Here is a 26,009-nt window from a genome sequence, read left to right on the forward strand (position 1 = left end):
CAGGTCACTTCTTCTTCGCGTCCTTGCCGCCGGCCGACCCCGCGGGCTCGCTGGAGAGCGCGGCGATGAAGGCCTCCTGCGGCACGTCGACCCGGCCGATCGTCTTCATGCGCTTCTTGCCCTCCTTCTGCTTCTCCAGCAGCTTGCGCTTACGCGTGATGTCGCCGCCGTAGCACTTGGCCAGGACGTCCTTGCGGATGGCCCGGATGGTCTCGCGGGCGATGATCCGGGCGCCGATGGCCGCCTGGATCGGCACCTCGAACTGCTGGCGCGGGATGAGCTCCTTGAGCTTGGCGGTCATCATGACGCCGTACGCGTAGGCCTTGTCGCGGTGCACGATCGCGCTGAACGCGTCGACCGTCTCGCCCTGCAGCAGGATGTCGACCTTCACCAGGTCCGCGACCTGGTCACCGACGCGCTCGTAGTCGAGGCTCGCGTACCCGCGGGTCTTGGACTTCAGCTGGTCGAAGAAGTCGAACACGATCTCGGCCATGGGCAGCAGGTAGCGCAGCTCGACGCGGTCCTCGGACAGGTAGTCCATGCCCTGCAGGTCGCCGCGCTTGGTCTGGCACAGCTCCATGATCGCGCCGATGAACTCGCTGGGCGCCAGGATCGTGGCCTTGACCACCGGCTCACGGACCTCACCGATCTTGCCCGTGGGGAACTCGCTCGGGTTGGTGACCGTGACGACGCTCTTGTCCTCGAGCGTGACCTCGTAGACCACGTTCGGGGCGGTCGAGATCAGGGCGAGGTCGAACTCGCGCTCCAGCCGCTCGCGGATGATCTCGAGGTGCAGCAGGCCCAGGAAGCCGACGCGGAACCCGAAGCCCAGCGCGACGGAGGTCTCGGGCTCGTAGTTCAGCGCCGCGTCGTTGAGCTTCAGCTTGTCGAGGGCGTCGCGCAGGATCGGGTAGTCGGTGCCGTCGATCGGGTACAGGCCGGAGAACACCATCGGCTTGGGGTCGGAGTACCCGCCCAGCGCCGAAGCGGCCGGCTTGCTGGCGTTGGTGACCGTGTCACCGACCTTCGACTGGCGCACGTCCTTCACGCCCGTGATCAGGTAGCCGACCTCGCCGACACCGAGCCCCTTGGTGGGCACCGGCTCCGGGGAGATGACGCCGATCTCGAGCAGCTCGTGGGTCGCGCGCGTCGACATCATGACGATCTTCTCGCGCGGGTTCAGGTTGCCGTCGACCACCCGCACGTAGGTGACGACGCCGCGGTAGGTGTCGTACACGGAGTCGAAGATCATGGCGCGGGCGGGGGCGTCCGCGTCACCCGTGGGCGGCGGGACGAGCTCGACGATGCGGTCCAGCAGCTGCTCGACGCCGGCACCGGTCTTGCCGGAGACCCGCAGGCAGTCCTCCGGGTCGCCGCCGATGAGCTTGGCCAGCTCCTCCGCGTACCGCTCGGGCTGAGCGGCTGGCAGGTCGATCTTGTTCAGCACCGGGATGACCGTCAGGTCGTTCTCCAGGGCGAGGTACAGGTTGGCCAGCGTCTGGGCCTCGATGCCCTGCGCGGCGTCGACCAGCAGCACGGCGCCCTCGCAGGCGGCCAGCGACCGGGACACCTCGTAGGTGAAGTCGACGTGCCCGGGGGTGTCGATCATGTTCAGCGCGAAGGCGTCCTCGCCGACGCCCCACGGCATGCGGACGGCCTGCGACTTGATGGTGATGCCGCGCTCGCGCTCGATGTCCATCCGGTCCAGGTACTGCGCACGCATGGCGCGCGAGTCGACCACGCCGGTGAGCTGCAGCATGCGGTCGGCCAGCGTCGACTTGCCGTGGTCGATGTGCGCGATGATGCAGAAGTTGCGCAGCAGCTCGGGCGCGGTGGCCGCGGGGTGGATGCGCGACGACGCGGCTGCACTCGGGATCGGGGACAAGCGAACTGCTCCTGGGCGTCGGAGTCGGGCAGCGCACGTGCTGGCGCCTTCCCGACGAACGGTGACCGGTGACTGCCTGTCGGCCGTCGGTGGTCTATCCCACCATGGTCCCATGACCACGGACCGGGCCGATGCGCCGCCCGACCTCCTGTCGGTGCTCGGCGCCCTGCAGGCGGACTTCCTCGCCACGATCCCGCTCGTCGACCCCACCACCCCCGTCCCGTGGTGCGGCCGCTGGCGCGTGCGGAACCTGGTCGTCCACCTCGCCCGCATCCACCACTGGGCCGCAGGGCAGGCCCGCCGCAGGCAGGAGACGCCGCTGGGCCGCGGCCCGTTCGACCTCGAGGACCTCTACGCCACCTGCGCCGCCGAGCTGCACGACACCCTGACGGCGCTCGGCCCGGACACACCCGCGTGGACCCTCGACGACACCGGGACGGCGTCGTTCTGGCATCGCCGCCAGACGCACGAGACGCTCGTGCACCTGTGGGACCTGCGCACGGCGGGCCGCCTGGACCTCGCGGCGGCGCCGACGCTGTGGGCCGACACCGTCGACGAGGTCGTCACGGTGCTGCAGCCCCGCCAGGAGCGGATGGGCCGCATGGACGCGCTGCCCGCACCCGTCGCCCTGGTGGCGCCGGACGTCGACCGGACGTGGCTGCTGGGCGCGACGAGCCGGGTCGACCCGGCTGTGACGGTCAGCGGCCCCGCGGCAGCCCTGGCGCTGCTGCTGTGGGGGCGCACCACGCCGCAGGACGACCGCCTGAGCACGACGGGCGACGGCGCGGCCCTGCGTGAGGCGCTGGGCCGACGGCTGACGCCCTGACCCGTCAGGCCTCCCGCGTGATCCGCACCTGGACCTCCGCCGCCTGCGTGCCCGCACCGGCGTAGATCCCGCGCAACGGCGGCACGTCGTCGTAGCACCGTCCCCGGGCCAGCACCACGTGGTGGTCGCCGGCGACGACGCGGTTGGTGACGTCGTACGCGAACCACTCGCCCACCCACCACTCGACCCAGGCGTGCGAGTCGCCCACGACCGTCGTGCCGACCTCCGCCTCCCGGTCGGGGTGCAGGTAGCCGGAGACGTACCGCGCGGGGATCCCGATCGACCGCAAGGCACCCACGACGACGTGAGCGAGGTCCTGGCACACCCCCGCCCGCGCGGCCCACGCCTCCGACGCCGGCGAGTGCACGGTGGTGACGCCGGGGATGTACTCCATCTCGTCGCGCAGGGCGGTGGAGACCGCGAGCGCCGCATCGGCCGGATCCAGGCCGTCCGCCGCGCGCCGGGCCAGCTCGGCCACCTCCTCGGGCGGCGCGGTCGTGGGCGTGTCGGCGAGGAACTCGGCCAGCCGGTCACGCAGCTCGGCGCCGCGCAGCGTCTCCCACCCGGCCGGCGACCGCACCGGGCCGCGCTCGGCCACCTCGACCAGGTGCTCGGCCGTGATCACCATGGACTCGTGCGGGGTGAGCACCTCGAACGCGGTGACCGCCGTCCCCCAGTAGTCGCGGTACTCGTGCCACCCCGTGCTCGGCTGGACGTCGAGCTTCGTCTCCAGCACCGTCTGCCCCTGCTGGGAGTACGGCGTCATGCGCGCCTCGTTGTACGACGCCACCACCGCGCTCCCGTACCGGAACGTCGACGTGTGCACCACCCGCAGCCGGCTCACAGCGCCTCCCCCACCCAGTTGGTCGACGACGCGCTCGGGAAGTACCGCCCCCGGATCGCGTCCGAGGCCGCCGAGCAGGCGCGCTGCACCCGCTCCATCTCCTTGGGGAGCGTGTCGAGCACCTCGATCAGCGGTCGGTACTCCAGGTTGGTCCGCACGTAGCCGATGTGCCGCCGCGCGTCGTCCACCGCCGCACGGTCGGAGGTCCCCTCCAGGTTGGCGAGGCAGGCCTCCGCCTGGTTGAGCGCGAACACGATGGACCGCGGGAACAGCCGGTCCGTCAGCAGGAAGCCGGCGGCACGCTCGTCGGACGCCGCACCGCGGTACATCCGAAGGAACGCCTCGTGGGCACCGCAGGACCGCAGCAGCGTGGTCCAGCTCGGTCCCGCCGACCCCGCGAGCGCGCGGGTGGTGAGCAGGCGAGCGGTCATGTCCGCCCGCTCGATCGAGCGCCCGAGCACCATGAAGTTCCACGTGTCGTCGCGGGGCGTCGCCGAGTCCATGATCCCGGCGACGATCGCTGCGCGCTCCCGCACCCAGGTGAAGTAGTCGTGCGGCCGCGCGGGCCGCATGTGCGACGGGAGCTGGTTCCAGGTGGCGTTCAGGCACTCCCACAGCTCGGTCGAGATGATCTCCCTGGCCCGTCGGGCGTTCTCGCGCGCGGAGACCAGCGACCCGGCGATGGACGACGGCGCGAACCGGTCGTACGCCAGCATGTCGAGCACGGACTCCCGGCCCACCAGGACGTCCGCCGGCGGAGCGGCGCGGTCCATCACGGACAGCAGCGACCGGCAGGCGAGGTCTTCCTCCGCCCACGGGTCCTCGAGCAGGATCTGAACGTGCACGTCGAGCAGCCGCGCGGTGTCGTCCGCCCGCTCGACGTACCGGCCGATCCAGAACAGCGACTCGGCGATGCGGCTCAGCACGCGACACCTCCGTCGGTCGTGGCAGTGGTGGTGACCGTGCGGCCCTGCTGCTGCTGCATCACCTGGGCGCGCACGTCGTTGGGGTTGGACTCGATGGGCACGGCGGCATCCTGCGCGACGGCCTTGGGCAGGTCGGACTCGTGACGCACCGCCCGGCGGGGCACCGCGCCGCCGAGCACCCACGTGTCCTTGGACCCGCCGCCCTGGGAGGAGTTGACGACCAGCTCCCCCTCCGGCAGCGCCACCCGGGTCAGCCCGCCGGGCAGGACGAACACCGACTCCCCGTCGTTCACCGCGAACGGACGCAGGTCGGTGTGCCGCGGCCGCAGGCCGTCCTCCACCAGGGTGGGAATGGTCGACAGCTGCACGACCGGCTGCGCGATCCACCCGCGGGGGTCGTCGCGGAGCCGGACCTTGAGCGTCGCGAGCTCGGCCGCAGAGGCCTTGGGGCCCACGACCAGCCCCTTGCCCCCCGACCCGTCGACCGGCTTGACGACGAGCTCGTCGAGCCGGTCCAGCACCTCCTCGAGCGCGTCCGGCTCCTCGAGCCGCCAGGTGTCGACGTTGCGCAGGATCGGCTGCTCGCTCAGGTAGTACCGGATGAGGTCGGGCACGTACGTGTAGACCAGCTTGTCGTCGGCGACGCCGTTGCCCACGGCGTTCGCGATGGTCACGGTGCCGTTGCGCGCGCAGGTCATGAGCCCGGGGCTGCCGAGGTAGGAGTCGTTGCGGAAGACCACGGGATCGAGGAAGTCGTCGTCGACCCGTCGGTAGATGACGTCGACCCGTCGGCGGCCCTGCGTGGTCCGCATCCAGACGCGACCGCCCGAGCAGGACAGGTCACGGCCCTCGACCAGCTCGACGCCCATCATCCGGGCCAGCAGCGAGTGCTCGTAGTACGCGCTGTTGAAGACGCCCGGCGTGAGCACGACGACGGTCGGCTCGTCGACGCCCGCCGGCGCCGCCGCGGTCAGCGCGGAGAGCAGCCGCCGCGGGTAGTCCGCGACGGGGCGGATCCGCAGTGCGGCGAACAGCTCGGGGAAGGTCTGCGCCATCGCCCGCCTGTTGGACAGGACGTAGCTCACCCCGCTGGGCACGCGCACGTTGTCCTCGAGCACGCGCCACCCGCCGAGGCTGTCGCGGACCAGGTCGATGCCCGACACGTGGACGCGCACGCCGTTCGGCGGGTTGATGCCGCGGGCGGCGCGCAGGAAGTTGGTCGACGAGACGACGACGCGGCGCGGGATCACCCCGTCCGCGATGGCCCGCTGCGGACCGTAGACATCGGCCAGGAACGCCTCGAGCGCCCGCACCCGCTGCGCGACCCCGGGCGCCACGTGCTCCCACTCGTCACCGGCCAGCACGCGCGGGACGACGTCGAGCGGGAACGGCCGCTCCTCACCCGCGAAGTCGAACGTGACGCCCTGCGCCAGGTACGACCGGGCAAGGGTCTCGGCGCGCGCACGCAGCTCGCCGGCACTCAGCTTCGCCAGGGCGCGGTGCAGTCCCGAGTACGCCGGGAGGGAGCCGCCACTGTCGGGATCCATCATCTCGTCCCACGCCGGACCGGTGGGATAGTCGTCGAACAGGTGGGCCATGATCCGGACAGTATCCGCCCGGTGATAACGCCGCGTTACGTAGCGACGCACCGGCGGGTCGGGCCGCCCACCTGCACTCCCGGTACCGTCGCCCCCGTGACGACCAGCCGCTGGACCCGCGTGCGGCGCGCGTTTCGCGACCGCGTCGCCCACCTCGCCCGCCCGACCCGACCGGCGCCGGACCGGACCTTGCCGGACCGGACTGTGCTGCCGGACCGGACAGTGCTGCCGGACCATCGAGAACCCGTTCAGCTCGAGTACGCCCCCGCACCGGACGGCGACGCCGATCCCGGGGAGATCGTCTGGGCCTGGGTGCCGTTCGAGGACGACCCGAGCAAGGGAAAGGACCGGCCGGCGCTCGTCATCGGCCGGGCGTCCGCGGACCTCCTGGCCCTGATGCTCACGAGCAAGGACCACTCGCGCGACGCGGCCCTCGAGGCCCGCCACGGCCGGGTGTGGATGGACATCGGCACCGGCGCGTGGGACTCGCGGCGGCGTCCCAGCGAGGTGCGCCTCGACCGGGTGCTCCGGCTGCACCCGTCCGCCGTCCGCCGCGAGGGCGCACGTGTGGACCGGCAGCTGTTCGACACCGTCGCCGTGGCGCTGCGGCGCGCCCAGGGATGGTGACGCGATCTGGGGTTCGGTCGGCGGCCTCTCGCCTGATAGCATTGCCATTCGCGTGTCCGCCCGGGTCGGCGGGCACAAGCCCAGCTCCTCTCCACGGGTACCCCCACGCCCTAGTCCCGGAGCTGTGCGCGCCCTCTAGACCTGTCAGATCGCTTCGGCGAACGCACAAGAGAGTCCACACGTGGCCAACATCAAGTCTCAGATCAAGCGCATCACCACCAACGAGAAGGCGCGCCTGCGCAACAAGGCGGTGAAGTCCGAGCTCAAGACGCACATCCGTCGTGTCCGCGAGGCCGTCGCCGGTGGCGACAAGGAGGCCGCTTCGACGGCTCTCGTCGCCGCGTCGCGCAAGCTCGACAAGGCCGTCTCCAAGGGCGTCATCCACGAGAACCAGGCCGCCAACAAGAAGTCGGCGCTGGCGAAGTCGGTCGGCGCGCTCTGACCAGCCGCTAGCGCGTCACGGCCCGCCGTGACCGCATGAGGCGTACGAAGCATCGACGAAAGGCGTCACCCTCGGGTGACGCCTTTCGTCGTCCGCGGCCCGCATCCCGACGCGGGCAGCCGGACAACAGCGAAGGCGCCACCCCAGAGGGGTGACGCCTTCGCTGTTCGGTCGGTCGGATCAGCTCGCTCGGTCAGATCAGCGACCAGGTCTCCCACGAGCTGAGCGGGATCGTCGGACGGAAGCCCGCCTCCCGCAGTGCCCGGTCGTACGCCTGGGCCGCCGCGGCGCTGTCGCCGTGCATCGCGTACCGGTCGCCCAGGTCGCGCCAGGCCGAGGCCGACGGACGCGACGCCGACATCATCCCGAGCAGGTCCGCGGCCGACTCGTACGCCTGAGCCGCGCCCACGACGTCACCCCGGGCGTGCAGCGCGTCGCCGCGCGACAGCTGGGCGAACGCCGTCTCGAGTCGCGGCGGGTCGCCGAGCCGCTCGAGCGCCGACAGCGCGAAGCGCTCCGCCGCATCCACGTCTCCGAGCAGGAGGTGCGCGCGCGAGCTCTCGACGTCGACCCGCGCGAGGTCGTGCTCGGAGCCGAAGACCTTCAGGCCGGGGGTCGCGAGCTCGATCTGGTCCAGCGCGGCCCGCGGGTCCACCGGGTCGGAGCGCAGCAGGAGCCACGCGTAGTTCAGGCGGAGCCGGGGCAGGTCGCGGTCGGCCTGCCCTTCCGACAGCAGTGCGAGCGCGCGCTCCGTGTACCGCTGCGCGAGCTCGTAGTCCCGCCGCTGCTCAGCGACGAGCCCGGCGTTCCAGTAGACGCTCCCCCGCCCGCGGGGCGTCCCCAGCGACTCCGCGAGACGGACCAGCTCGGCCGCCCGGTGCGTCGCGTACAGGAGGTCGCCACGCTCGACGTAGGCCCACAGGACCGTCGAGGCGAGGCGCAGGTGCTCGTCGGTGCCGCTGAGGTCGGCCGCCTCGAGCTCGTCGAGCGTGCGCTCGCCGACCTCGATGCTGCGGTGCAGGTCGCCGGCCTCGAGGTACGCCGCCACGAGAGCGTTCGCGATCTTGGCGGACTCGACGTGGTGCGAGCGACCCCGCGCGTCCGCCAGCAGCGGCTCGAGGATCGCGACTGCCGCCTCCAGGTCACCGAGCACCTCGAAGGCGTGCGCCAGCGTGGTCAGCGCATCGACCCGCACCGCCGGGGAGACGATCTCGAGATCGAGTGATTCGAGCCGGTTCCTGGCCCCGGCGGCGTCGCCCTGGGACATGTCCAGCTTCGCGTAGTCGATCTCGAGCCGCGTACGCGCCTCGTTGGGACCGTCCTCGCCGTGCTTCAGGTACTCGAGTGTCGTGCCCAGGCGGGTAGCCAGCACGGCGAGCGCGGAGTCGGTCGGTTCCCGGTGACCCGCCTCGATCAAGGAGATGTAGCTGGGCGAGAAGGCAGATCCCGCGAGCGAGGTCTGGGAGAGCCCAGCAGCGAGCCGGGCGTCACGCACCCGGTCAGCAATCGTGGTCATGGTCAGTCATTCTATGTGTGACGCCCCCCCGTTGCGCCACCCCCACAAATCGGCGTGTCCGCCGCGAATGGGTGAAGTGTCAGTTGATCGTCTTGCAGCAGCCGGAGGCGCCGCCGGAGAACACGGAGATGCCGCCGTCGGCGAGCGCCGAGCTGGGCAGGACCGCCAGCGAGCCGAGCACGGTGAGGACGACGAACGCGGACTTGAGGGACTTGCGCATGGGAGGGGCTCCTTGTCAGTCATGCCGAGGTTCAGGTTGGTGCCCATGATGGCGCGCACGGCTGCATCCTGTCTGCGCTTACCCACCAGTCCGTGACCGAACGAGTGAATGGACCGTGCGGGAGGCACTCTACGACGAGCCGGGGCGCTACGGGGTCCCAAAAATTCCACCCGCGCCAGGTTCGTTCACAGATTGCAACGTGTGGTGTCATAGATCCCATGACACCCGACGACGCCGACGGGCGGCTCGCACAGCTTGCAGCCGCGGTGGAGGACGCCATCCCCGCTGCCCTGCGGCAGGAGTGGGCGCAGCGCATCTCCCACGAGCCCGTGCTCGTCGCCCGGCAGGGGATCTTCTCCGAGCACGGCCGTCCGTTCGCCTACCAGCTGTCGTTCCGGTCCCCGGACCAGCACACCGCGGCCGCCGTCTCGTGGAGCTCCCACCAGCACGAACGGGCCACCGCGCACGTGTTCGGAGCCACGTTCGGCCGGGCCGACCTGGAGCACGTGGCGCACGGCCGGCTCCTGTTCGTCCGGTGCCCGCGGGCGTACCTGGTGGGCGAGCTGCCCATCCCGCGCCGGCCGGACCGCCTGGTCATCGAGGTGAACGACGCGGTCACGGTCGACTCGGCGGTGCTGTCCGGCATCCGCCGGCTGCGCGAGGAGGGGTTCCGCGTCGCCGTCCCGTCCTTCGTGAGCAACCCGAACCAGCGGCGCCTGCTGCCGCACGCGGACTTCGTCAAGATCGACGTCCGGGACCTCGACGTCGAGGGCCCACCGGTGGTGCACCTCGCGCGGTCGTACGGCGCGCTGCTCGTCGCCGAGTACGTCGAGAGCACCGACACCCTGCGCCACGCCCGCGACCTCGGCTTCACCCTGTTCCAGGGAAACCTGCTCGAGCGCGCCGGGGTGCTCGACCGGGCGAGTGCGCGTCGTGTCAGCCTGTAGCCGCCCGCTCCGCGCCCACACCGTCACAGCCCATTGCGCCACTCGGGTGAACGGGCGTCATGGATCGCTCACGTGCCCCTCTCATCCGGTGTGACCCCGCCCGTCGTCGCCCCAGCCGCGCCCGCCCGACTGCCCATCGCGCGCCAGCCCATCTGGACAATGGACGGCCAGCTCTTCGGCAACGAGTTCCTCTACCGGTCCCGCGACGGCCTCCCCGCGCAGGTCGACCGGTGGCGTTCCGACCGCCAGGACGTGGCCACGGCGATGGTGCTCGACGTCCTCTTCGGCGACGGGCCTCCCGCCGACACCACCTTCGCGTTCGTGAACATCACCCGCTCGTTCCTGGTGAACGACCGTCCCCTGCCCGCGCACCCCGGCCGCCTCGTGCTCGAGGTCGTCGAGTCCGTCAGGGCAGACGACGCCGTGCTGGCCGGACTGCAGCGCCTGCGGCAGCGGGGGTACCGCATCGCGATCGACGACTTCGTCGGCGACGCGGACCAGGTGAAGATGATGCCGTACGCCGACTTCGTCAAGCTCGACTGCCGCGACGTGCGGCGGCAGGGCGCGGGCCTCGTGCAGCTGGCGCGCCGTCACGGTGCTCGGCTCGTGGCCGAGCGGGTCTCCGACTCGCTCCTGGTCGAGGAGTGCCGCGCCTGGGGCTTCGACTTCATGCAGGGCGACCTGCTCGGTCCCGCCGTGACCGAGCGCTCCTAGCCCGATCCGCGCACGGGCCCGACCGTCAGGCCCCGACCGCCCCCGCGACGCGGAGCACGGCGCGCTCGACCGCGAACCGCGGGTCGCGCCCCTCGCCCTTGACCTCGGCATCCGCCTGGGCCACGGCGCTGATCGCGCTCGCGAGGCCCTCCGGCGTCCATCGGCGCAGGTCCGACATCGCCCGGTCCGTCTGCCACGGCGCCAGCCCCAGGTCCCGCACGGCGCCGGCCCCGCGGCCGCGTACCGCCGCCACCTTGGCCAGTACCCGCAGCTTCGCCGCCAGGGCGGCGACGATCGGCACGGGGTCCACACCGGTGGCAAGGGCGTGCCGCAGCAGCGCCACCGCCTGGCCGGACTGACCGGCGACCGCGGCGTCGGCGACCCGGAACCCGGTCGCCTCGATGCGCCCTCCGTAGTACCGCTCGACGACGTCGGGACCGATCAGCCCGGTGGTGTCGGCGACGAGCTGCGCGCAGGAAGAGGCGAGCTCGCGCAGGTCGCTGCCCACGGCGTCGACGAGTGCTCTGACCGCCTGCCCGTCCGCCCGGCGGCCGGCTCGCCGCAGCTCGGCGGAGACGAACGCGCTCTTGTCCGCGTCGGACTTGATGACGTCGCACGCCACCGTCGGGGCGCCGGAGGCGCGCAGGGCGTCGAGCAGCTTCTTGCCGCGCTGCCCACCGGCGTGCCGCACGACGAGGACGACGTCACCGGGCGGTGCGGCGAGGTAGGCGGTGACGTCGTCGATCAGCTCCTCCCCCGCACGTTCCAGCCCGTCGACCACGACGACCTTGTCCTCCGCGAACAACGACGGGCTGGTGACCACGCCGAGCGTCCCCGCGGCGTACTCGCCGGCGTCGAGCCGGGTGACCTCGACGTCCGGGTCCGCGGCGCGCGCCAGGGACACGACCCGGTCGACGGCCCGGTCCGCGAGCAGCGCCTCGGCACCGCTCACCAGGATCACCGGCGCCAGCTCGACCGCCTCCCACGACACGCCCACCGTGCCCCGAGCGGTGCGGGCGGCGGGGCGGCGGGAGGAAGGAGGCACGGGCACAGCCTGCCAGACCTCACCGACGCTCCCGCGTCCGGTGGACGAGCAGCACGCGGAACAGGCACCCGCCGGCCGCCGCGAGGACCGCGAAGCCGGCCCATCCCGGCAGCCACGCGACCTCGGAGGCCGGCGCGGCGGCTGCGACGCGGCCGACCGCCCCGATCCACCAGCACGCCGCGCCGGCCCCCAGGGCCAGGACCTGCGCGCCGTGGGTCCACCACGGCGCCACGCAGCCCGCCGCCAGGCCGAGCACGGTCGCGGGCGCCACGGCGGGCGCGACCAGGACGTTGGCCGGCACGGCGTAGAGGGAGACCGCCGGCGTGAGCAGCAGGATCACCGGGGCGCAGACCAGCTGGGCCGCGACCGGCAGCGCGAGGGCGGTCGCGACGGGGCGGCCGAACGCCGTGGCCCACCGCTCGGCGAGCGGCCCGCCCAGGAGGACCAGGGCGCCGGTCGCCAGGACGGAGAGGACGAAGCCGAGCTCACCGGCCAGCCACGGGTCCGCGACGAGCAGCACGACGACGGTCGCGGCGAGTGCCGCCGGTGCGCGGTGCGGACGGCCGAGCAGGATGCCGAGCACGGCGACCAGCCCCATCGCGGCGGCGCGGAGCACGCTGGCGGACGGGTGCACGACGAGCACCATCGCCGCCATCGCCAGGACGGTCAGACCGGCCCTCGCCGCCCGCGGCAGCCGCATCGCCGAGGCCAGCGCGAGGACGAGCGCCGCGACCAGCGAGAAGTGCGCGCCGGACACGGCCGTCACGTGCGTGAGGCCCGCCGTGCGCAGCGCCGCCTCGAGGTCGTCCGGGACCGCACCCGTGTCGCCGATCGTCACGCCGGCGAGCAGCGCACCGGCATCGCCGGGCAGCGCCGCCGCGAGGTCCCGCACACCGCCCCGGAAGCGGGCCGCCGCGGAGTCGGCCGTCGACGGTGGTCGGCGCACGTCCGGCGGTGCGCTGCTCAGCAGCACGGCGACCGTCCGCCGGCCCGGCTCCCCCGGCCGGAGCCGCCCGGAGGCCGCGACGTGGGCACCGCGGGGCAGTTCCGCCCACGACGACGGCCCGACCACGAGCACCTGGCCCGTGGCGGCGGACGACCGGCCGCGGGCGGTCACGCGGTCGACCGCGAGCAGGCACCGGACGCGCTCGGGCGCGCCCGGCCACGCGGGTGCAAGGACCGTCGGCTCGGCGACGACCACCCCCTCGACCCGACCGACCGCCCTCTCGCGGACGAGGTCGGGCAGCAGCCCTAGTCCACGGGCTGCCACCTGGGTCGCCCCCGCCCCCAGCACCGCCGACCCGGCGACGAGGGCGAGGGCGACCACCGGTCCGACCGCGCGCCGCGACGCCGGCGAACCCGCGGTGGCGGGCCCGGACCGCACGAGCACCGTGATCCCCACGGCGAGGCACAGGGCCGCTGCCAACGCGGCACCCGCCGGCGCCACCCGCGCCACCACCAGCGCCGCCACCCACGCAGCCGCAGCGGCCGGCAGCAGGCGCACGTCCACGGTGATCGGCGGGTCGGAGTCGTCGGGCGGGGAGTCCCCTGCGGTTGTCGGGGACGGCCCGGAGCGCGTCATACCCGCACCAGGTCGCGGAGGCGCTCCAGCAGGGTGGGCCCGATGCCGGCGACGTCGGCGAGCTCGTCGACCGACGTGAAGGGCCGATCCTGCCGGTGCGCCGCGATCCGCTCGGCGAGCACCGGACCGATGCCGGGCAGCTCGTCCAGGGCGGCTGTGTCCGCGGTGTTGAGGTCGACCAGCCCGCCGTCGTCGGGCGCTGCCGCCGCGGCTGCCGGCGACTCCCCCTGCAGCGGCACCACGATCTGCTCGCCGTCGAGGAGCACGCGGGCGAGGTTGAGCGCACCGAGCTCCGCCTCCGCGGTGGCACCCCCGGCGGCAGCCAGGGCATCGACCACCCGGGAGCCCGCCGCGAGCCGGACGACCCCGGGCGTGACGACGGCCCCGGCGACGTCCACGACGACGGGCGTCGGCGTGGTGGCCGCCGGCACGGGGCCGCTCGGGGCAGGCGTCGGCAGGCTCACCGCGGGACCCGGCGCGAGGGACGCCGCGCGCACGCCGACGGCAACGGCCACCAGGAGCAGCACGCCCGCGGCGGCCGTCGCGAGACGCCGCGACACGGCCCAGCGGATGCGACGCCTGGGCGTCGGGGCGTGCGGATCCCCGTGCGTCGCCGTGTACCCGTGGGCGGCGATGCGCAGCGCGGCGGTGGTCGGGGGCTCGGGCGACGGCGGCTCGGGCCGCAGCGGCGGTTCGGCCGGGAACGGCGGCTCAGGTGGTCGAGGCGGCTCGGGCGGTTGCGGTGCGACGAGGTGCCGGCCGCGCGCGGGCGACGTGCCGGCGGTCGGCGCCGTGACGAGCCGGGGGGTCCAGCCCGTCGGCGCCTGCGCACCCGGGCGCGGCGCCGCACCGGCGGGTGCCGTGCCGGGCGCCGCCGCCGGGTCGGCCGGCGCGGCCGGGGCACGGGGCGCCGCGAGGGCGCTCAGCCGGTGCCGGGCGATCCGGGCGAGGTCGCGGTCACGGCGTGGCACCCGGCGAACCTAGGAGCGACGCACCGCCACGCCGGAGCTGCTGTGGACGACGCCGCCCGCGGGCCGGCCACCCGCGGGCTGTGGGCGGCTGGGGGCGTCAGCCGGCGACGACGATCGCCAGCAGGCCGGGACCGGCGTGCGCGGCCAGCACCGCGCTCGACTCGCAGACCGCCACCTCGACGATCTGCGCACCCGTCGCGGCGGTGAGCTCGGCCGCCAGCGCGTTCGCGAGGTCGGGCTGCCCGAGGTGGTGCACGGCGACGCGGGCGGCAGGGCGACGCGCGACGTCCTCGACGGCGAGCGCCACCAACCGGTCCCGGGCGGCCCGCCGGGTGCGGACCTTCTCGACGACGTCGATGCCCCCGTCCTGGAGCGTGAGGATCGGACGCAGCCCCAGCACGATGCCGATCGCCGCGGCCGACATGCTCAGCCGGCCGCCCCGGCGCAGGTGGTCGAGGGAGTCGACGAGGAACCAGACGCGCGCCGACTCCGCGACCGCGCGTCCGCGCTCGGCCACGTCCGTGCCGGTGGGCAGCCCGGGTGCGGCCCGACCGCGCCCACGCCACCAGGAACGCGCCGAACCGAGCGGCCCGGCCGACGGCGCGGGCGCCCCGGCCGCCGACGGGCCGACGGAGAAGCGAGCGGCGTCGAGGACGGCGAAGCCGAGGGCCATCGCCACCGCCCGGGAGTCCACCACGTGGACCGGGACGCTTGCGGTCTCGGCCGCCAGCCGGGCGGCCCGGACCGTGCCGGAGAGCTCCCCCGACAGGTGCAGCGAGACGATCTCCGTGGCACCGGAGGCCGCCGCACGCGCGTAGGCCGCCGCGAACGCCGCGGGCGGAGGCTGGGACGTCGAGACCTTCGCCCCGGCCGTGAGGGCCTCGAGCAGCTCGGCCGGTGCCAGGTCGACACCCTCGACGTGCCGTTCTCCGTCGACCACGACGTCCAGCGGCACGACGCCGATGCCCCACCGCTCCGCCGCGCCCTCGGGCAGCGACGCCGTCGAGTCGGTGACGATCGCGACGGACGGCTGCTCGGGCGGACGTCGGCCGACCATCCGATCAGGCCGGGACGACGTTGACGAGCTTGGGCGCCCGGACGATGACCGTGCGGACATCCCGACCGTCGAGCGCCCGCTGGACCCCCGGGTCGGCCAGCGCCAGCGCGCGCAGGTCGTCGTCGGAGACGTCGGGCGCGACGTCGGCCCGCCCGCGCACCTTCCCCTGCACCTGGAAGATGCACGTGACCGTGTCCTCCACCAGGTACGCCGGGTCGGCCACCGGGAACGGCTCGTGCGCCAGCGAGCGGTCGTGGCCCAGCCTCGACCACAGCTCCTCCGCGACGTGCGGAGCGACGGGAGCCGTCATCAGGACGAGGGCCTCGACGGCAGCCCTCGGGGCCGTCGGCAGGGTGGTCAGGTGGTTGTTCAGGACGATCAGCCGGGAGATCGCGGTGTTCAGCCGCATCGCCGCCATGTCCGCGGTGGTGTCCGTGATGGCACGGTGCAGCACCCGCAGCGTCTCCTGCGAGGGCGCAGCGTCGGACACGACGGTCTGCCCGGTGGCCTCGTCGACGACGTTGCGCCACAGCCGCTGCAGGAAGCGCTGCGAGCCGACGACGGCGCGGGTCTCCCACGGCCGCGACAGGTCCAGCGGGCCCATCGACATCTCGTACACGCGCAGGGTGTCGGCCCCGTACTCGGCGTACATGTCGTCGGGCGTCACCATGTTCTTGAGCGACTTGCCCATCTTCCCGTACTCACGGTGGACCGGTTCGCCGCGCCAGGTGAAGCCCGTCTCCGCAGCGGCGTCCTCGATGACCTCGTCCGCGGGGACGTGCACGCCACGGGCATCGGTGTACGCGTACGCCTGGATGTACCCCTGGTTGAACAGCTTCTGGAACGGCTCACCGCTGGAGACGTGGCCCAGGTCGTGCAGCACCTTGTGCCAGAAGCGCGCGTACAGCAGGTGCAGGACGGCGTGCTCGACGCCGCCGACGTACAGGTCGACGCCGCCGACCGAGTCCGGTGCCTGCTCGCCGTGGCCGGGGCCGATCCAGTAGCGCTCGAGCGCGGGGTCCACCAGCACCGCGTCGTTCGTCGGGTCCAGGTAGCGCAGGTGGTACCAGCAGGAGCCGGCCCAGTTGGGCATCGTGTTGGTGTCCCGGCGGTACTGCTTCGGGCCGTCGCCCAGGTCGAGGGTGACGTTGACCCAGTCGTCGTTGCGCCCCAGGGGCGGCTCGGGTGTGGAGTGCGCGTCGTCGGGGTCGAACGTGCGCGGCGAGTAGTCCGGCACGTCGGGCAGGTCCACCGGCAGGGCGGAGTCCGGGACGGCCAGGGGCAGGTCGTGCTCGTCGTAGACGATCGGGAACGGCTCGCCCCAGTAGCGCTGCCGGCTGAAGAGCCAGTCGCGCAGGCGGTACGTGATCGTGCCCTCCCCGACGCCCTTGGCGGTCAGCCAGTCGATGATCGCCGCCTTGGCCTCGGCGACGTCCATGCCGTCGAGGCTGATCTCGTCGTTGGCGGAGTTGATCGCGATGCCGTCGCCGATGCGGGCGCCGGGCTCGGTGCCCTCCGGTGCGTCGACCGTGTAGATGATCGGCAGGTCGAAGGCCTCGGCGAACGCGTAGTCGCGCGTGTCGCCGCCCGGGACGGCCATGATGGCGCCGGTCCCGTAGCCCATCAGCACGTAGTCGGCCGTGAACACGGGCAGCAGCTCGCCGTTGACGGGGTTGGTCGCGAGGTGGCCGGTGAACACGCCCGTCTTGCGCCCGGCGTCCGCCTGACGCTCGACGGCGGTCTTGGCCGCTGTGTCGGCGCGGTAGGACGCGACCGCGTCGGCCGGTGTGCGGTGCCCGCCGGTCCACACGTCCTTCGTGCCGTCGGGCCACTCCGCAGGGACGTCGTCCAGCAGGGGGTGCTCGGGCGCGACGACCACGAACGTGGCACCGAAGAGCGTGTCCGGGCGCGTGGTGAACACCTCGACCTGCTCGCCGCCCTGGACCGCGAACCGGACGCGCGCGCCCGACGAGCGACCGATCCAGTTGCGCTGCATCGCCTTGACCTTCTCGGGCCAGTCGATGAGCTCCAGGTCGTCGACCAGACGGTCGGCGTAGGCCGTGATCCGCATGTTCCACTGGCGCAGGCTGCGCTGGAACACCGGGAAATTGCCGCGCTCGGAGCGGCCGTCGGCGGTGACCTCCTCGTTGGCCAGCACGGTGCCCAGGCCGGGGCACCAGTTGACCGGCGTCTCCGAGACGTAGGCCAGACGGTGGGTGTCCAGCACGCGACGGCGCTCGACGGCGTCCAGCGTGGCCCACTCGGCGCCGCGCGAGCCCGAGTCGTACTCGGCGACGAGCTCCGCGATCGGGCGCGCCCGTCCGACGCCGCCGTCGGGGCGCGGGGCCGTCTCGTCGTACCAGGACTCGAAGATCTGCAGGAAGATCCACTGCGTCCAGCGCACGTAGCCGGGGTCGATCGTCGCGAACGAGCGGCGCGGGTCGTGCGCCAGGCCCAGGCGGCGCAGCTGGCGCTGCATGATCTCGATGTTCGCCTCGGTGGTCGTGCGCGGGTGCTGCCCGGTCTGCACCGCGTACTGCTCGGCGGGCAGGCCGAACGCGTCGAAGCCCAGCGCGTGCAGGACGTTGTCCCCCTGCATCCGACGGAACCGGCCGACCACGTCGGTGGCGATGTACCCGAGCGGGTGACCGACGTGCAGCCCGGCCCCGGAGGGGTACGGGAACATGTCCATCACGAAGAACGACGGCTGCGCGGGGTCGGCGTGGCGGCCCTCGCCGTCCGTCAGGTCACCGCTGGGGTTGGCGGCGAAGAACGTGCCGCGCTCGGCCCACTCGTCCTGCCAGCGCAGCTCGATCTGCCGCGCGAGCTCAGGCGTGTACCGGAACGGCACGTCGTCGGTGGCGGTGGCTGTGGGGGCGTCCGGCGAGGTCACCCGGCGAGTTTACCGACCGACCGTCGGGCCGCCGTACCCAGGGGCTCCGCTCCGCCCGCCGGACGGAGCCGTCAGGAGGCGGGGACCAGCCAGATCGCGCGGGCGGCCACCTCGCCGAGGTCGACGGTGCGGTCCGCCGTCCGCACGCAGATCACCCCCGCGACCGTGCGTCGCTCGGCCACCTCGACCGGCGCGTCCAGGACGAGGCCGACCGACTCGAGGTAGCGCAGCAGACCCGGGTCGGCGTCGGAGATCCGTGCGACCGCCCAGTCCCCCGGCTCCGCGTCCCACAGGACGCTCGCCGCAGGTGTGTCGAGGGCGCCGTCCGCGCCGGGGATCGGGTCCCCGTGCGGGTCCCGGGTCGGATGGCCGAGCCGTGCCGACAGGCGCTCGACGAACAGGTCGGAGACCGCGTGCTCCAGCACCTCGGCCTCGTCGTGGACCTCGTCCCAGCCGTACCCGAGCATCTCCACCAGGAACGTCTCGATCAGGCGGTGGCGGCGCACCACCGCCAGGGCGTGGCGCTCGCCCTCCGCAGTGAGCTCGACGGCTCCGTACGGCTGGTGGGTGACCAGTCCGCTGTCGGCCAGCCGCCGGACCGTCTCCGACACCGTGGACGCGCCCACCCCGAGGCGCGTGGCCAGCATCTTCGTGGTGACGGGCTGCTCGGACCACTCACGCGCCGACCAGACGACCTTGAGATAGTCCTGCGTGACGTTGCTCAGCTCGGGGGTCGTCGGCGTGCTCACGGCATCCAGCGTAGGCCGCGACCGGTCACCAGCCGTCGACGCTCCAGTGCCACGGCTCGCCGGGCAGGTTCTCCAGGCCGTAGTCGGCGGCGTGCTCGGCGAGCCACAGGAACGCCGGTGAGCCGGCCCGCAGCACCGACCCGCCGATCGTGAAGTCCAGCGCCAGGCCGCGCTCGTGCCGGGAGGTCCCGGGCGGTGCGGTCGGCGGCCGGCAGGCGACCACGGTGGGGTCCGACGCCGCGGGGCCGCAGTTCTTGGCGCGCAGCGCGATCTGCTGGCTCGCGCTGCGCCAGCCACCCGCGTGCAGCTCGATCCCGTCCTCACGGGCGGCGCTCATGAGCGCATCGACGGCCTCGGCGAGGCAGGAGTGGACGCGGACACCGGACTCGGTCACCACCGTGTCGTCCTGCGGCACGGGGCCCGTCACCTCGGTGCAGTCGGTGGCCACGGGCTCCCGGGTCACCAGGTCGGTCGGGACGTCGACGCGCCACAGCTCCTGGCCGGTCGACGCCCGCACCAGCAGACCGCTCTCCTCGAGCTGGACCGTCGCCCCGGGGTGGCCCTGGGTCATCGCAGCCCACAGGACGGCACCGTCGGCACCGGTCAGCACGACGTTGCCGTCGTCCTGCACCGTGAGTGCCGCCGCGCCGGCAGCGCCCGCCGTCCAGACCACCGTGTCGTCGTAGGCCAGGGTGAGGCCGTCGGTCCCGAGCACGAGCCGCACGTGGCCGTCCGGCGAGCCGAGCACCTGACCGACGGCGAGGGGGACGCCCGCCGCCAGGGACGGTGGCCCGACCACGGTGCCGGTGCTCCAGACAGCCGCTCCGGCGGCGTCGTACAGCGCGAGGTCACCGTCGTCCTGCAGCACGAGCGACGCACCCGGATGACCGGCGGTCCGGCTGCGCCAGAGGACCTCCCCGGCGGCGTCGGTGACCACCAGGTCGCCGTCCTCGCGCAGGGTCAGACCGGCTCCCGGCTGGTCGGTGCCGGGTGACCAGCGGGTCGCCGCGTCCGGGCCGAGCAGTGCGAGCTGTCCGTCGTCTCGCAGGAGCAGCGCGTGCCGGCCGTCGGGTGAGGCGAGCGCGTCTCCCGGTCCCAGGACGCCCCCGGCCGGCAGGATCGACGGCCGGACGGCCGTGCCGGACTCCCACACCTGGGTGCCCTGCGGGTCGAGCACCACGACGTCACCGTCGTCCTGCAGGACGAGCCGGGACCCCGGGCCGCCCGTCGCCTCCGGACGCCAGACGACCGTGCCGTCCGCGGCGGTCAACGCCACGTCACCGTTCTCCCCGACCACGAGCCGCGATCCGGGGACCGTGGGGCCGGCCACCCAGCGCGGCTCGGGCTCGGCGCCGAACAGGGCGAGGACGCCGTCCGGCTGCACCACGAGCGTCTGGGACCCGTCCGCGGAGACCAGCGCCTCCCCGGACGCGAGGACCTCCCCCGGTCGCAGCTCACCCTCACCGGGCGCTGCGGACGCCCACGGTGCCAGCCCGAGGGTGGCGACGATCACGCAGGCGCTGGTCACGACGGCACGGACGGCGAGGTGCGCGCGCGCACCCCGCTCCCGACCGACGACCGACTGAGCCCCCCGGGTCATAGACCCCCCCCTCGCATGCGCGGAGCCGACGACCGGTCGGACCCGCGCGTTTCCCACACTAAGCCGATGTGGCCGCGATCACACGGGTGAAGGGGTGGCGCGGTTGCCGGACAGGGTGGGGACGGCCGGCGTGGCGGGCCATCGAACGCGTGGCGAGACGGTGACCGTGGTGTCCGGCTGCACCTGGACCAGCTGGTAGTCGACCATCCGCCGGGACTGTGGGTCCCACCGGAGCACCGTCATCTCCGCGATGCCGTTGAGCGGTCCGACGGTGGCCTGCCCGAGGATCGCCCCCGCCGTGCTCGAGCTGATGTAGCGCACGCCGCGGCCCTCGAGCTCGGGGCCGGCGCGCCGGTGGAGGTGGCCCGAGACCTGCGCGGGAACACACCCCTCCTCCAGCGCGGACTGGCCGACGGCCGGGGTGTGGACCAGGAGCAGGTCGACGCCCTTGTCGTCGTCGCACGCGACCTCGGCGAGCCGCTGCGCGGCATCCGTCGTGGACTCGTCCCCGGCCTGGGCGGTCCCCCCGCCGCCGACGCGCGTCTCGTTGGGGTCGCTGTCCCCGAGGATCCGCAGCCCGTCCACCTCGATCACCGAGCCGTCGAGCACCGTGGCACCGGCTCGTGCGTAGTCCTTGGAGGTGTCCCGGGAGTCGTGGTTGCCCGGCGACGTCACGAGCTCGACACCGTCGGGGACGGCGCGCGCGAACGTGGTGACGCAGTACTTCTCGACGGACGTGCCGTTGATCGTCGTGTCGCCGGCGTCCAGCACGATGTCGGCGCCGGAGCGCTCGGTCAGCGTGCGGATCAGCGGCGCCATGCCGACGTTGCAGTGCAGGTCGGAGACGACGACGATCGTCACGAGGCTCGACTCGTCGAGGCTCGGGCTCGGTGTCGGGCTCGGTGTCGGGCTCTCGCTCGGCGTCCCCTCGCCCGGCCCCGCCTCGGTCGGCGCCGGCTCGGTCACGAGGTCGGCACCGGCCCGCGCACCGGCCTGCGCCGCGATCTCGGCCTCGGTGCCCTGCGCGCCCGCCTCGATCAGCTCCTGACGCTCGTCCCAGGCGGCCCGCAACGACGCGTCCGCCGCCGCGTAGAACTCCTCGTTCTTGCGCAGCTCGGCCACCACCTGACCGCCGTAGGTGTTGATGACACCGCCGAGCCGGCCGGTCACGCGCGCCCCCTCCAGCGGCGTCCCGTCGAACACGGAGGAGGCCGGTTGCGACACCGACGGCCGGTCACGGTGCGACAGGCTCGACGTGAGGACGGTGGCCGCGAGCGCGACGACGACCGCTCCGGCGACGGCGGCCCGCAGGTGCGGGCGCACCCGCGCGCGCAGCTCGGCCCGACGCGCCGGGCCCACGAGGAACCGGACCAGGTACCAGGCTCCGACGAGCACCACGAGCGCGAGCACCGTGCGCTGGAGCGCCTGCACCGCCAGGGCGCGAACCACGTCCTGCACGGTCGCCTGCGGGCCGGAGAAGAACTGCAGGTAGCTCTGCAGGTCGCCGCTCAGCGCGGCCAGCGTGCGCGACTGGTCGAGCTCGGTGACCGTCGCGGGGATCTCCTGCACCGTGACGCGCGCACCGAGCGTCAGCGGCAGCGGGGAGTCGATCTGCAGCGTCCCCAGCGGACCGAGGTCGACGGTGATGGTGTCGTCGGTGGTGACGTCGTACCTGGCCTCGTGCGGGCCGAAGCCGCTCTCGACCGAGGCGGTGGTGACCCCGAACGTGAGTGCGACGAGGACAGCACCGAGGAGCAGGAGGGCACGCGGCCACCAGCGGTGCTCGTCGCCCGTGTCCGGACTGCTCGGGTGGCTCATCGCGCCCGAGCCTATGCGGGTACGCGCTGGTCAGCCCTGCGCGTCCCGCCAGGCCACCCACTGCGCCGCCAGCGACAGGTCGTAGTCCGGCCCGCTCGCGCCGACCGTCAGCAGGGTGGCACCCGCGGCGACGAGCGCGTCGGCGACCTCGTGCGGGGGCGCCTCGACGGCGACCGACCGTTCGACCGCCGAGGCGGTGTCCCGACCGACCGCGGCGCCGTGCTCGTCCAGGATCGCGCTCTTGCGCCGCAGCGTGTCGACGTCCCCGAACGAGTGCCACACGTCCGCGTGCTCCGCCACGACCCGCAGCGTCTTGCGCTCTCCCCCGCCGCCGATCAGGACGGGGATGTCACGCGTCGGCGCCGGGTTCGAGGCCGCCCAGCGCGCCTTGATCCGCGGCATCGCCTGCGCGAGGTCGGCGATCCGGGACCCCGCGGTGCCGAACTCGTAGCCGAACTGGTCGTAGTCCTTCTCGAACCAGCCCGCGCCGATCCCGAGGATCAGGCGACCGCCGCTGATGTGGTCGACCGTGCGGGCCATGTCCGCGAGGAGCTCCGGGTTGCGGTACGAGTTGCAGCTCACCAGCGCGCCGATCTGCACGCGGCTGGTCTGCTCCGCCCAGGCGCCGAGCATGGTCCAGCACTCGAAGTGCTTTCCGTCCGGGTCACCGGAGAGCGGGAAGAAGTGGTCCCAGTTGAAGATGACGTCGACGCCGAGGTCCTCCGCCCGGCGCACGGCGTCGCGGATCTGGGGGTAGTCGGCGTGCTGCGGCTGGAGCTGGACTCCGATGCGGATGGGATGCGTCATGGGTCGAGACTACGGAGAAGCGCGCGACCGGGCAGACGGAAAGAGGTCGGGATCTGACCGCTTCGGGTCCGATGCTGGTACCCCGACCTCAGTGAGGAGTGACCGATGGACATGAGGCTCGAGCTCGTCTCCGTTCCCGTGACCGACATCGACCGGGCCAAGGCGTTCTACGTGGACCAGGTGGGGTTCGTCGCCGACCACGACATCCCGGTCGACGACTCGTTGCGGTTCGTCCAGCTGACTCCACCCGGCTCCGCGTGCTCGATCGTGCTCGACGTGGACATGACGTCGATGCCGGCGGGCACCCAGCAGGGCCTGCAGGTGGTGGTCGACGACGCCGACGCGGCCTACGCGCACCTGGTCGGCCGCGGGGTCGCGGCCGAGCCGGTGGTCGAGTTCCCGTGGGGTCGCTTCACGTTCTTCGCGGACCCCGACGGAAACCGGTGGGCGGTGCAGCAGCTCAACCGCGGGTAGGGGTCGCCGCCGAGATCAGGAGCTGGGCCGCGCTGCGGATCTGCTCGACCTGCTCGGTGCTCAGGCCGAGCCCGGCCACCATCGCCGCGGGGATGCCCACCGCCGACGCACGCATCGAGCGGCCGTCCTCGGTGACCACGATCTCGAGCGCGCGCTCGTCGCCGCTCGCCCTCTCGCGGCGGACGAGGCCCATCGCCTCCAGGCGCTTGACCAGCGGCGACGCCGTGGCGGGCTCGAGATGCAGCAGCGCCGCCAGGTCCTTGAGCGAGAGCCGCTCGTACTGCCAGAGCGCGAGCATGGCCAGGTACTGGGGGTGGGTCAGGCCGAGCGGCTCGAGCAGCGGACGGTAGAACGCGACGAGGCTGCGCGCGGCGGCGGACACGGTGAGGCAGACCTGGGCCTCGACGGCGAGCGGATCGTCCATCCGCCGATGATAGTTCGCGCGCATATAGTGAGGGCACGAACGAGTGGGGGTGGGCCGTGCCGAAGAAGCACCGACGCGACATGACCGAGTGGTGGCTCACCTACCTCGGACCGGCGCAGGTCGGCAACATCCGCGGACCCCGCAAGGACCTCACCGACGACGAGCGCGCCCGCGACGCCGAGCTGCAGCAGCAGTTCGACCGGGTGGTCGACGCGAACGGCCGGTCGTTCCTGGTCGAGCGCCCCGCTACTGGTAGGTGACCAGGTCCGGCACCGGCTGCACCCGGTAGGTCTGCACGGGGTCGAGCACCGGGACGTCCTCGTCGTAGAAGTTCTTCCAGCCCCAGTGCACGCTCGGCGCATCCGCCCGCAGGGCGTTCCACGTGCCCGCCTTGGCCTCCTGCGACCCCTGACCATCGACGTGGATGACCACCGCGATCTCGTCGCGTGACGTGTCGAGCCGTGCGCGCTCCTGGATCATCCGGCCGGAGAACTGGTGCAGCACGAGCATCTTCTGCGGCAGCGCGCGCTGCGCTGTGAAGTCGGAGAGCCAGGCGACGACGGCGTTGACCTCGTCGATGCCGACGGACCCGATCTGCCGCAGGTGCACCTGGTCGGGCGCCAGGCGCCACTCCGGGTCGAGCGCGAGGCCGACGTACGGCAGCGCGAGCAGCTCCTGGAACTGCTGCGCCTGGGTCAGGAAGTCCGTGCGCCCGGGCTGCAGGTCCAGCACGACGGCCATGCCCGCCGCGCCGGCCGCCTCGACCAGCGGGCGCAGCTGCTCGACCGACCGCTCCTGGGAGTAGTTGCCGTCGTCGCCGGGACCGGCCGACGCGATCGTCGCGATGATCTCGACGGCCGGCACGACGGCGTCGGTGGTCAGGGCCCGGTACGGCGCCGCGACGGCGTCCGCCCTGGCCAGCGTCTCCGGCACCCCCTGCTCCCCCAGCACGCCGAGCGCCCCGGATCCCGGGGTGCCGTACAGGGCGACGTACTTCTTGCCGGGGACGCCCGGGACCTGCGGGAACACGAGCTGGCCACCGCCCCCCAAAAGCGTGCCGGTGCGCGCCGCGGCGACCCGGCGGGCCAGCCGGTCCGCCGGGCCGAACGCGGACCCGAGCGCGATGGTGTGTTCCGGCGCAGCAGCGGCGAGGGCCTGCACGCCGGCCGTCGTGGCGCGCGGGTCACCGCCGGGCACGTCGAGCACGGGCACACCCGCGGCTCGGATCGTCGCGAACGCGGCGAGCGGGTCCACACCGACGCCGGTCAGCGCCACCGTGCCGGCAACCGGCTCCGGCGGGGCCGTCGCGGGCAGGACCGGGACCGGCGACCGGCTCGCCGACGGTGTCGACGCGGGAGTGGGCGCGGCAGGCGGCTGCGCGACAGCGGGCGCACCCGCGACGACGAGCACGGACGGACCGGGCGCGGCCAGGGCGCGAACGCTCGCGACCTCCTGCCCGGCTGGCACCTCCGTCGGGGGACCGAACGTCGCCCCGGTCGCCGCGCGCAGGACGTCGCCGTCAGCGCCCGCGGGAACGGGGACGACGTCGACCGGGCTCGGCGGTACCAGCGTCACCGCACCGACCGCGAGCACGGCCCGCGTGTCGAGCCTCGCGAGCTCGGCCAGCACGGGCGCCGGGTCGCCGCCCGGGCTCGTCAGCAGCACCGGCGCGCCCAGCGCGACCGCCGCGGATGCCGCGGTGAGCTGGCCCGCGACGTCCTGCGCACCCACGACGACGACCACGGGAGCCGTCACGAAGAGGGCACGGGAGACGTCCAGGGCGGCCTGCTCGGCGGTGGCCGCCTCGATCACCGTGGCCGCCTCGGCCGGTGCCCCGACCTGGGCGGAGACGGTCGGCGTGGGAGTCGGCGTGGGGGTCGGGGTGCTGGCGCCCGAGGTGGTCGGTGTGGGCTCGACGGGCGAGGCGTCGTCGGTGCAGCCCGCGAGCGCGAACAGGGTCACGCACGCGACGGCGAGGCCGGCGCGTCGTCGGCGCATCGGCACGGCACTACCTCCTGGCGGTCGGCGGGCAAGCATACGAGGG

At 73.5% G+C, this 26,009-nt stretch carries 24 protein-coding genes; 7 read left to right on the forward strand and 17 right to left on the reverse strand.

The window, feature by feature from the left end:
- Positions 1-4: 4 nt before the first annotated feature.
- Positions 5-1,885: a translation elongation factor 4 gene (gene lepA / locus KG102_RS11220; protein WP_307802346.1), complete on the reverse strand. Its 1,881-nt coding sequence runs from the start codon at positions 1,883-1,885 to the stop codon at positions 5-7.
- Positions 1,886-1,997: 112 nt separating this feature from the next.
- Between lepA and KG102_RS11225 the strand changes: the two genes are divergently transcribed.
- Entirely contained in the window at positions 1,998-2,711 is a 714-nt protein-coding gene (locus KG102_RS11225; protein ID WP_208288814.1) for a maleylpyruvate isomerase family mycothiol-dependent enzyme, read from the forward strand.
- Between the two features lie 4 nt (positions 2,712-2,715).
- On the opposite strand, the gene KG102_RS11230 is transcribed toward KG102_RS11225, so the two are convergent.
- The 3 genes from KG102_RS11230 to KG102_RS11240 are packed head-to-tail and all read right to left on the reverse strand — an operon-like array spanning position 2,716 to position 6,079.
- On the reverse strand, positions 2,716-3,555 hold the full coding sequence (locus KG102_RS11230; RefSeq protein WP_208211385.1) for a transglutaminase family protein: 840 nt from the start codon (positions 3,553-3,555) through the stop codon (positions 2,716-2,718).
- Positions 3,552-4,481, reverse strand: a complete 930-nt coding sequence (locus KG102_RS11235) for an alpha-E domain-containing protein (RefSeq protein ID WP_208211387.1) — start codon at positions 4,479-4,481, stop codon at positions 3,552-3,554. Before KG102_RS11235 ends, KG102_RS11230 begins: the two co-directional genes overlap by 4 nt.
- Positions 4,475-6,079 (reverse strand): circularly permuted type 2 ATP-grasp protein, encoded by a 1,605-nt coding sequence (locus tag KG102_RS11240; RefSeq protein WP_208211389.1) that lies wholly within the window; start codon positions 6,077-6,079, stop codon positions 4,475-4,477. Before KG102_RS11240 ends, KG102_RS11235 begins: the two co-directional genes overlap by 7 nt.
- 96 nt (positions 6,080-6,175) lie before the next feature.
- Between KG102_RS11240 and KG102_RS11245 the strand changes: the two genes are divergently transcribed.
- Both KG102_RS11245 and rpsT read left to right on the forward strand, forming a co-directional pair.
- The gene (locus KG102_RS11245; RefSeq protein ID WP_208288812.1) at positions 6,176-6,706 is read left to right on the forward strand and encodes a type II toxin-antitoxin system PemK/MazF family toxin; all 531 of its coding nucleotides are present in this window, start codon (positions 6,176-6,178) and stop codon (positions 6,704-6,706) included.
- A 181-nt stretch (positions 6,707-6,887) separates the two neighbouring features.
- Positions 6,888-7,148 carry a 30S ribosomal protein S20 gene (rpsT, locus tag KG102_RS11250; RefSeq protein WP_208211393.1) on the forward strand — a complete coding sequence of 87 codons (261 nt, stop codon included), beginning with the start codon at positions 6,888-6,890 and terminating at the stop codon, positions 7,146-7,148.
- A gap of 193 nt (positions 7,149-7,341) precedes the next feature.
- Here rpsT and KG102_RS11255 read toward each other — a convergent pair whose 3' ends face one another.
- Complete coding sequence (locus tag KG102_RS11255; RefSeq protein ID WP_208211394.1) at positions 7,342-8,664, reverse strand: helix-turn-helix domain-containing protein; 1,323 nt, start codon at positions 8,662-8,664, stop codon at positions 7,342-7,344.
- A 79-nt stretch (positions 8,665-8,743) separates the two neighbouring features.
- Positions 8,744-8,884, reverse strand: a complete 141-nt coding sequence (locus KG102_RS11260; protein WP_208211397.1) for a hypothetical protein — start codon at positions 8,882-8,884, stop codon at positions 8,744-8,746.
- 218 nt (positions 8,885-9,102) lie between these two features.
- On the opposite strand from KG102_RS11260, the gene KG102_RS11265 reads away from it, so the two are divergent.
- Both KG102_RS11265 and KG102_RS11270 read left to right on the forward strand, forming a co-directional pair.
- Positions 9,103-9,831 carry an EAL domain-containing protein gene (locus KG102_RS11265; RefSeq protein ID WP_208288810.1) on the forward strand — a complete coding sequence of 243 codons (729 nt, stop codon included), beginning with the start codon at positions 9,103-9,105 and terminating at the stop codon, positions 9,829-9,831.
- A 159-nt stretch (positions 9,832-9,990) separates the two neighbouring features.
- A complete protein-coding gene (locus KG102_RS11270) occupies positions 9,991-10,545 on the forward strand; it encodes an EAL domain-containing protein (RefSeq protein ID WP_208212631.1) in 555 nt (184 codons plus the stop codon).
- 25 nt (positions 10,546-10,570) lie between these two features.
- Here the strand turns inward: KG102_RS11270 and holA are convergent, their stop codons facing one another.
- The 9 genes from holA to KG102_RS11315 all read right to left on the reverse strand — a co-directional run bounded on the left by holA (position 10,571) and on the right by KG102_RS11315 (position 23,067).
- A complete protein-coding gene (gene holA / locus KG102_RS11275) occupies positions 10,571-11,542 on the reverse strand; it encodes a DNA polymerase III subunit delta (protein WP_372438329.1) in 972 nt (323 codons plus the stop codon).
- 67 nt (positions 11,543-11,609) lie between these two features.
- Complete coding sequence (locus tag KG102_RS11280; protein ID WP_208288806.1) at positions 11,610-13,172, reverse strand: ComEC/Rec2 family competence protein; 1,563 nt, start codon at positions 13,170-13,172, stop codon at positions 11,610-11,612.
- Positions 13,169-14,143, reverse strand: a complete 975-nt coding sequence (locus KG102_RS18810; RefSeq protein ID WP_249667290.1) for a ComEA family DNA-binding protein — start codon at positions 14,141-14,143, stop codon at positions 13,169-13,171. Before KG102_RS18810 ends, KG102_RS11280 begins: the two co-directional genes overlap by 4 nt.
- Before the next feature lie 97 nt (positions 14,144-14,240).
- Positions 14,241-15,200, reverse strand: a complete 960-nt coding sequence (locus tag KG102_RS11290; protein WP_208288804.1) for a DegV family protein — start codon at positions 15,198-15,200, stop codon at positions 14,241-14,243.
- A gap of 4 nt (positions 15,201-15,204) precedes the next feature.
- Positions 15,205-18,093: a leucine--tRNA ligase gene (leuS, locus tag KG102_RS11295; protein WP_208288802.1), complete on the reverse strand. Its 2,889-nt coding sequence runs from the start codon at positions 18,091-18,093 to the stop codon at positions 15,205-15,207.
- Positions 18,094-18,164: 71 nt separating this feature from the next.
- Positions 18,165-18,842 (reverse strand): metal-dependent transcriptional regulator, encoded by a 678-nt coding sequence (locus tag KG102_RS11300; RefSeq protein WP_208211414.1) that lies wholly within the window; start codon positions 18,840-18,842, stop codon positions 18,165-18,167.
- Between the two features lie 25 nt (positions 18,843-18,867).
- On the reverse strand, positions 18,868-20,442 hold the full coding sequence (locus KG102_RS11305) for a D-alanyl-D-alanine carboxypeptidase family protein (RefSeq protein ID WP_208288800.1): 1,575 nt from the start codon (positions 20,440-20,442) through the stop codon (positions 18,868-18,870).
- Between the two features lie 78 nt (positions 20,443-20,520).
- Positions 20,521-22,260, reverse strand: coding sequence for a metallophosphoesterase family protein (locus KG102_RS11310; protein WP_208288798.1), 1,740 nt, complete (start codon positions 22,258-22,260; stop codon positions 20,521-20,523).
- Between the two features lie 30 nt (positions 22,261-22,290).
- Positions 22,291-23,067 (reverse strand): LLM class F420-dependent oxidoreductase, encoded by a 777-nt coding sequence (locus KG102_RS11315; RefSeq protein ID WP_208288796.1) that lies wholly within the window; start codon positions 23,065-23,067, stop codon positions 22,291-22,293.
- 105 nt (positions 23,068-23,172) lie between these two features.
- Here KG102_RS11315 and KG102_RS11320 point away from each other — a divergent pair, with 105 nt between their 5' ends.
- Positions 23,173-23,541, forward strand: coding sequence for a VOC family protein (locus KG102_RS11320; RefSeq protein WP_208211429.1), 369 nt, complete (start codon positions 23,173-23,175; stop codon positions 23,539-23,541).
- On the opposite strand, the gene KG102_RS11325 is transcribed toward KG102_RS11320, so the two are convergent.
- On the reverse strand, positions 23,528-23,965 hold the full coding sequence (locus tag KG102_RS11325) for a MarR family winged helix-turn-helix transcriptional regulator (protein ID WP_208288793.1): 438 nt from the start codon (positions 23,963-23,965) through the stop codon (positions 23,528-23,530). The genes KG102_RS11320 and KG102_RS11325 overlap by 14 nt on opposite strands.
- 56 nt (positions 23,966-24,021) lie before the next feature.
- On the opposite strand from KG102_RS11325, the gene KG102_RS11330 reads away from it, so the two are divergent.
- Positions 24,022-24,225 (forward strand): hypothetical protein, encoded by a 204-nt coding sequence (locus KG102_RS11330; protein ID WP_249667291.1) that lies wholly within the window; start codon positions 24,022-24,024, stop codon positions 24,223-24,225.
- Here the strand turns inward: KG102_RS11330 and KG102_RS11335 are convergent.
- Positions 24,212-25,963 (reverse strand): hypothetical protein, encoded by a 1,752-nt coding sequence (locus KG102_RS11335; RefSeq protein WP_208289055.1) that lies wholly within the window; start codon positions 25,961-25,963, stop codon positions 24,212-24,214. The genes KG102_RS11330 and KG102_RS11335 overlap by 14 nt on opposite strands.
- Between the last annotated feature and the right edge of the window lie 46 nt (positions 25,964-26,009).

Origin of the sequence: Cellulomonas fengjieae, from assembly GCF_018388465.1 — a bacterium.
In the GTDB taxonomy this organism is placed as follows: Bacteria; Actinomycetota; Actinomycetes; order Actinomycetales; family Cellulomonadaceae; genus Cellulomonas; species Cellulomonas fengjieae.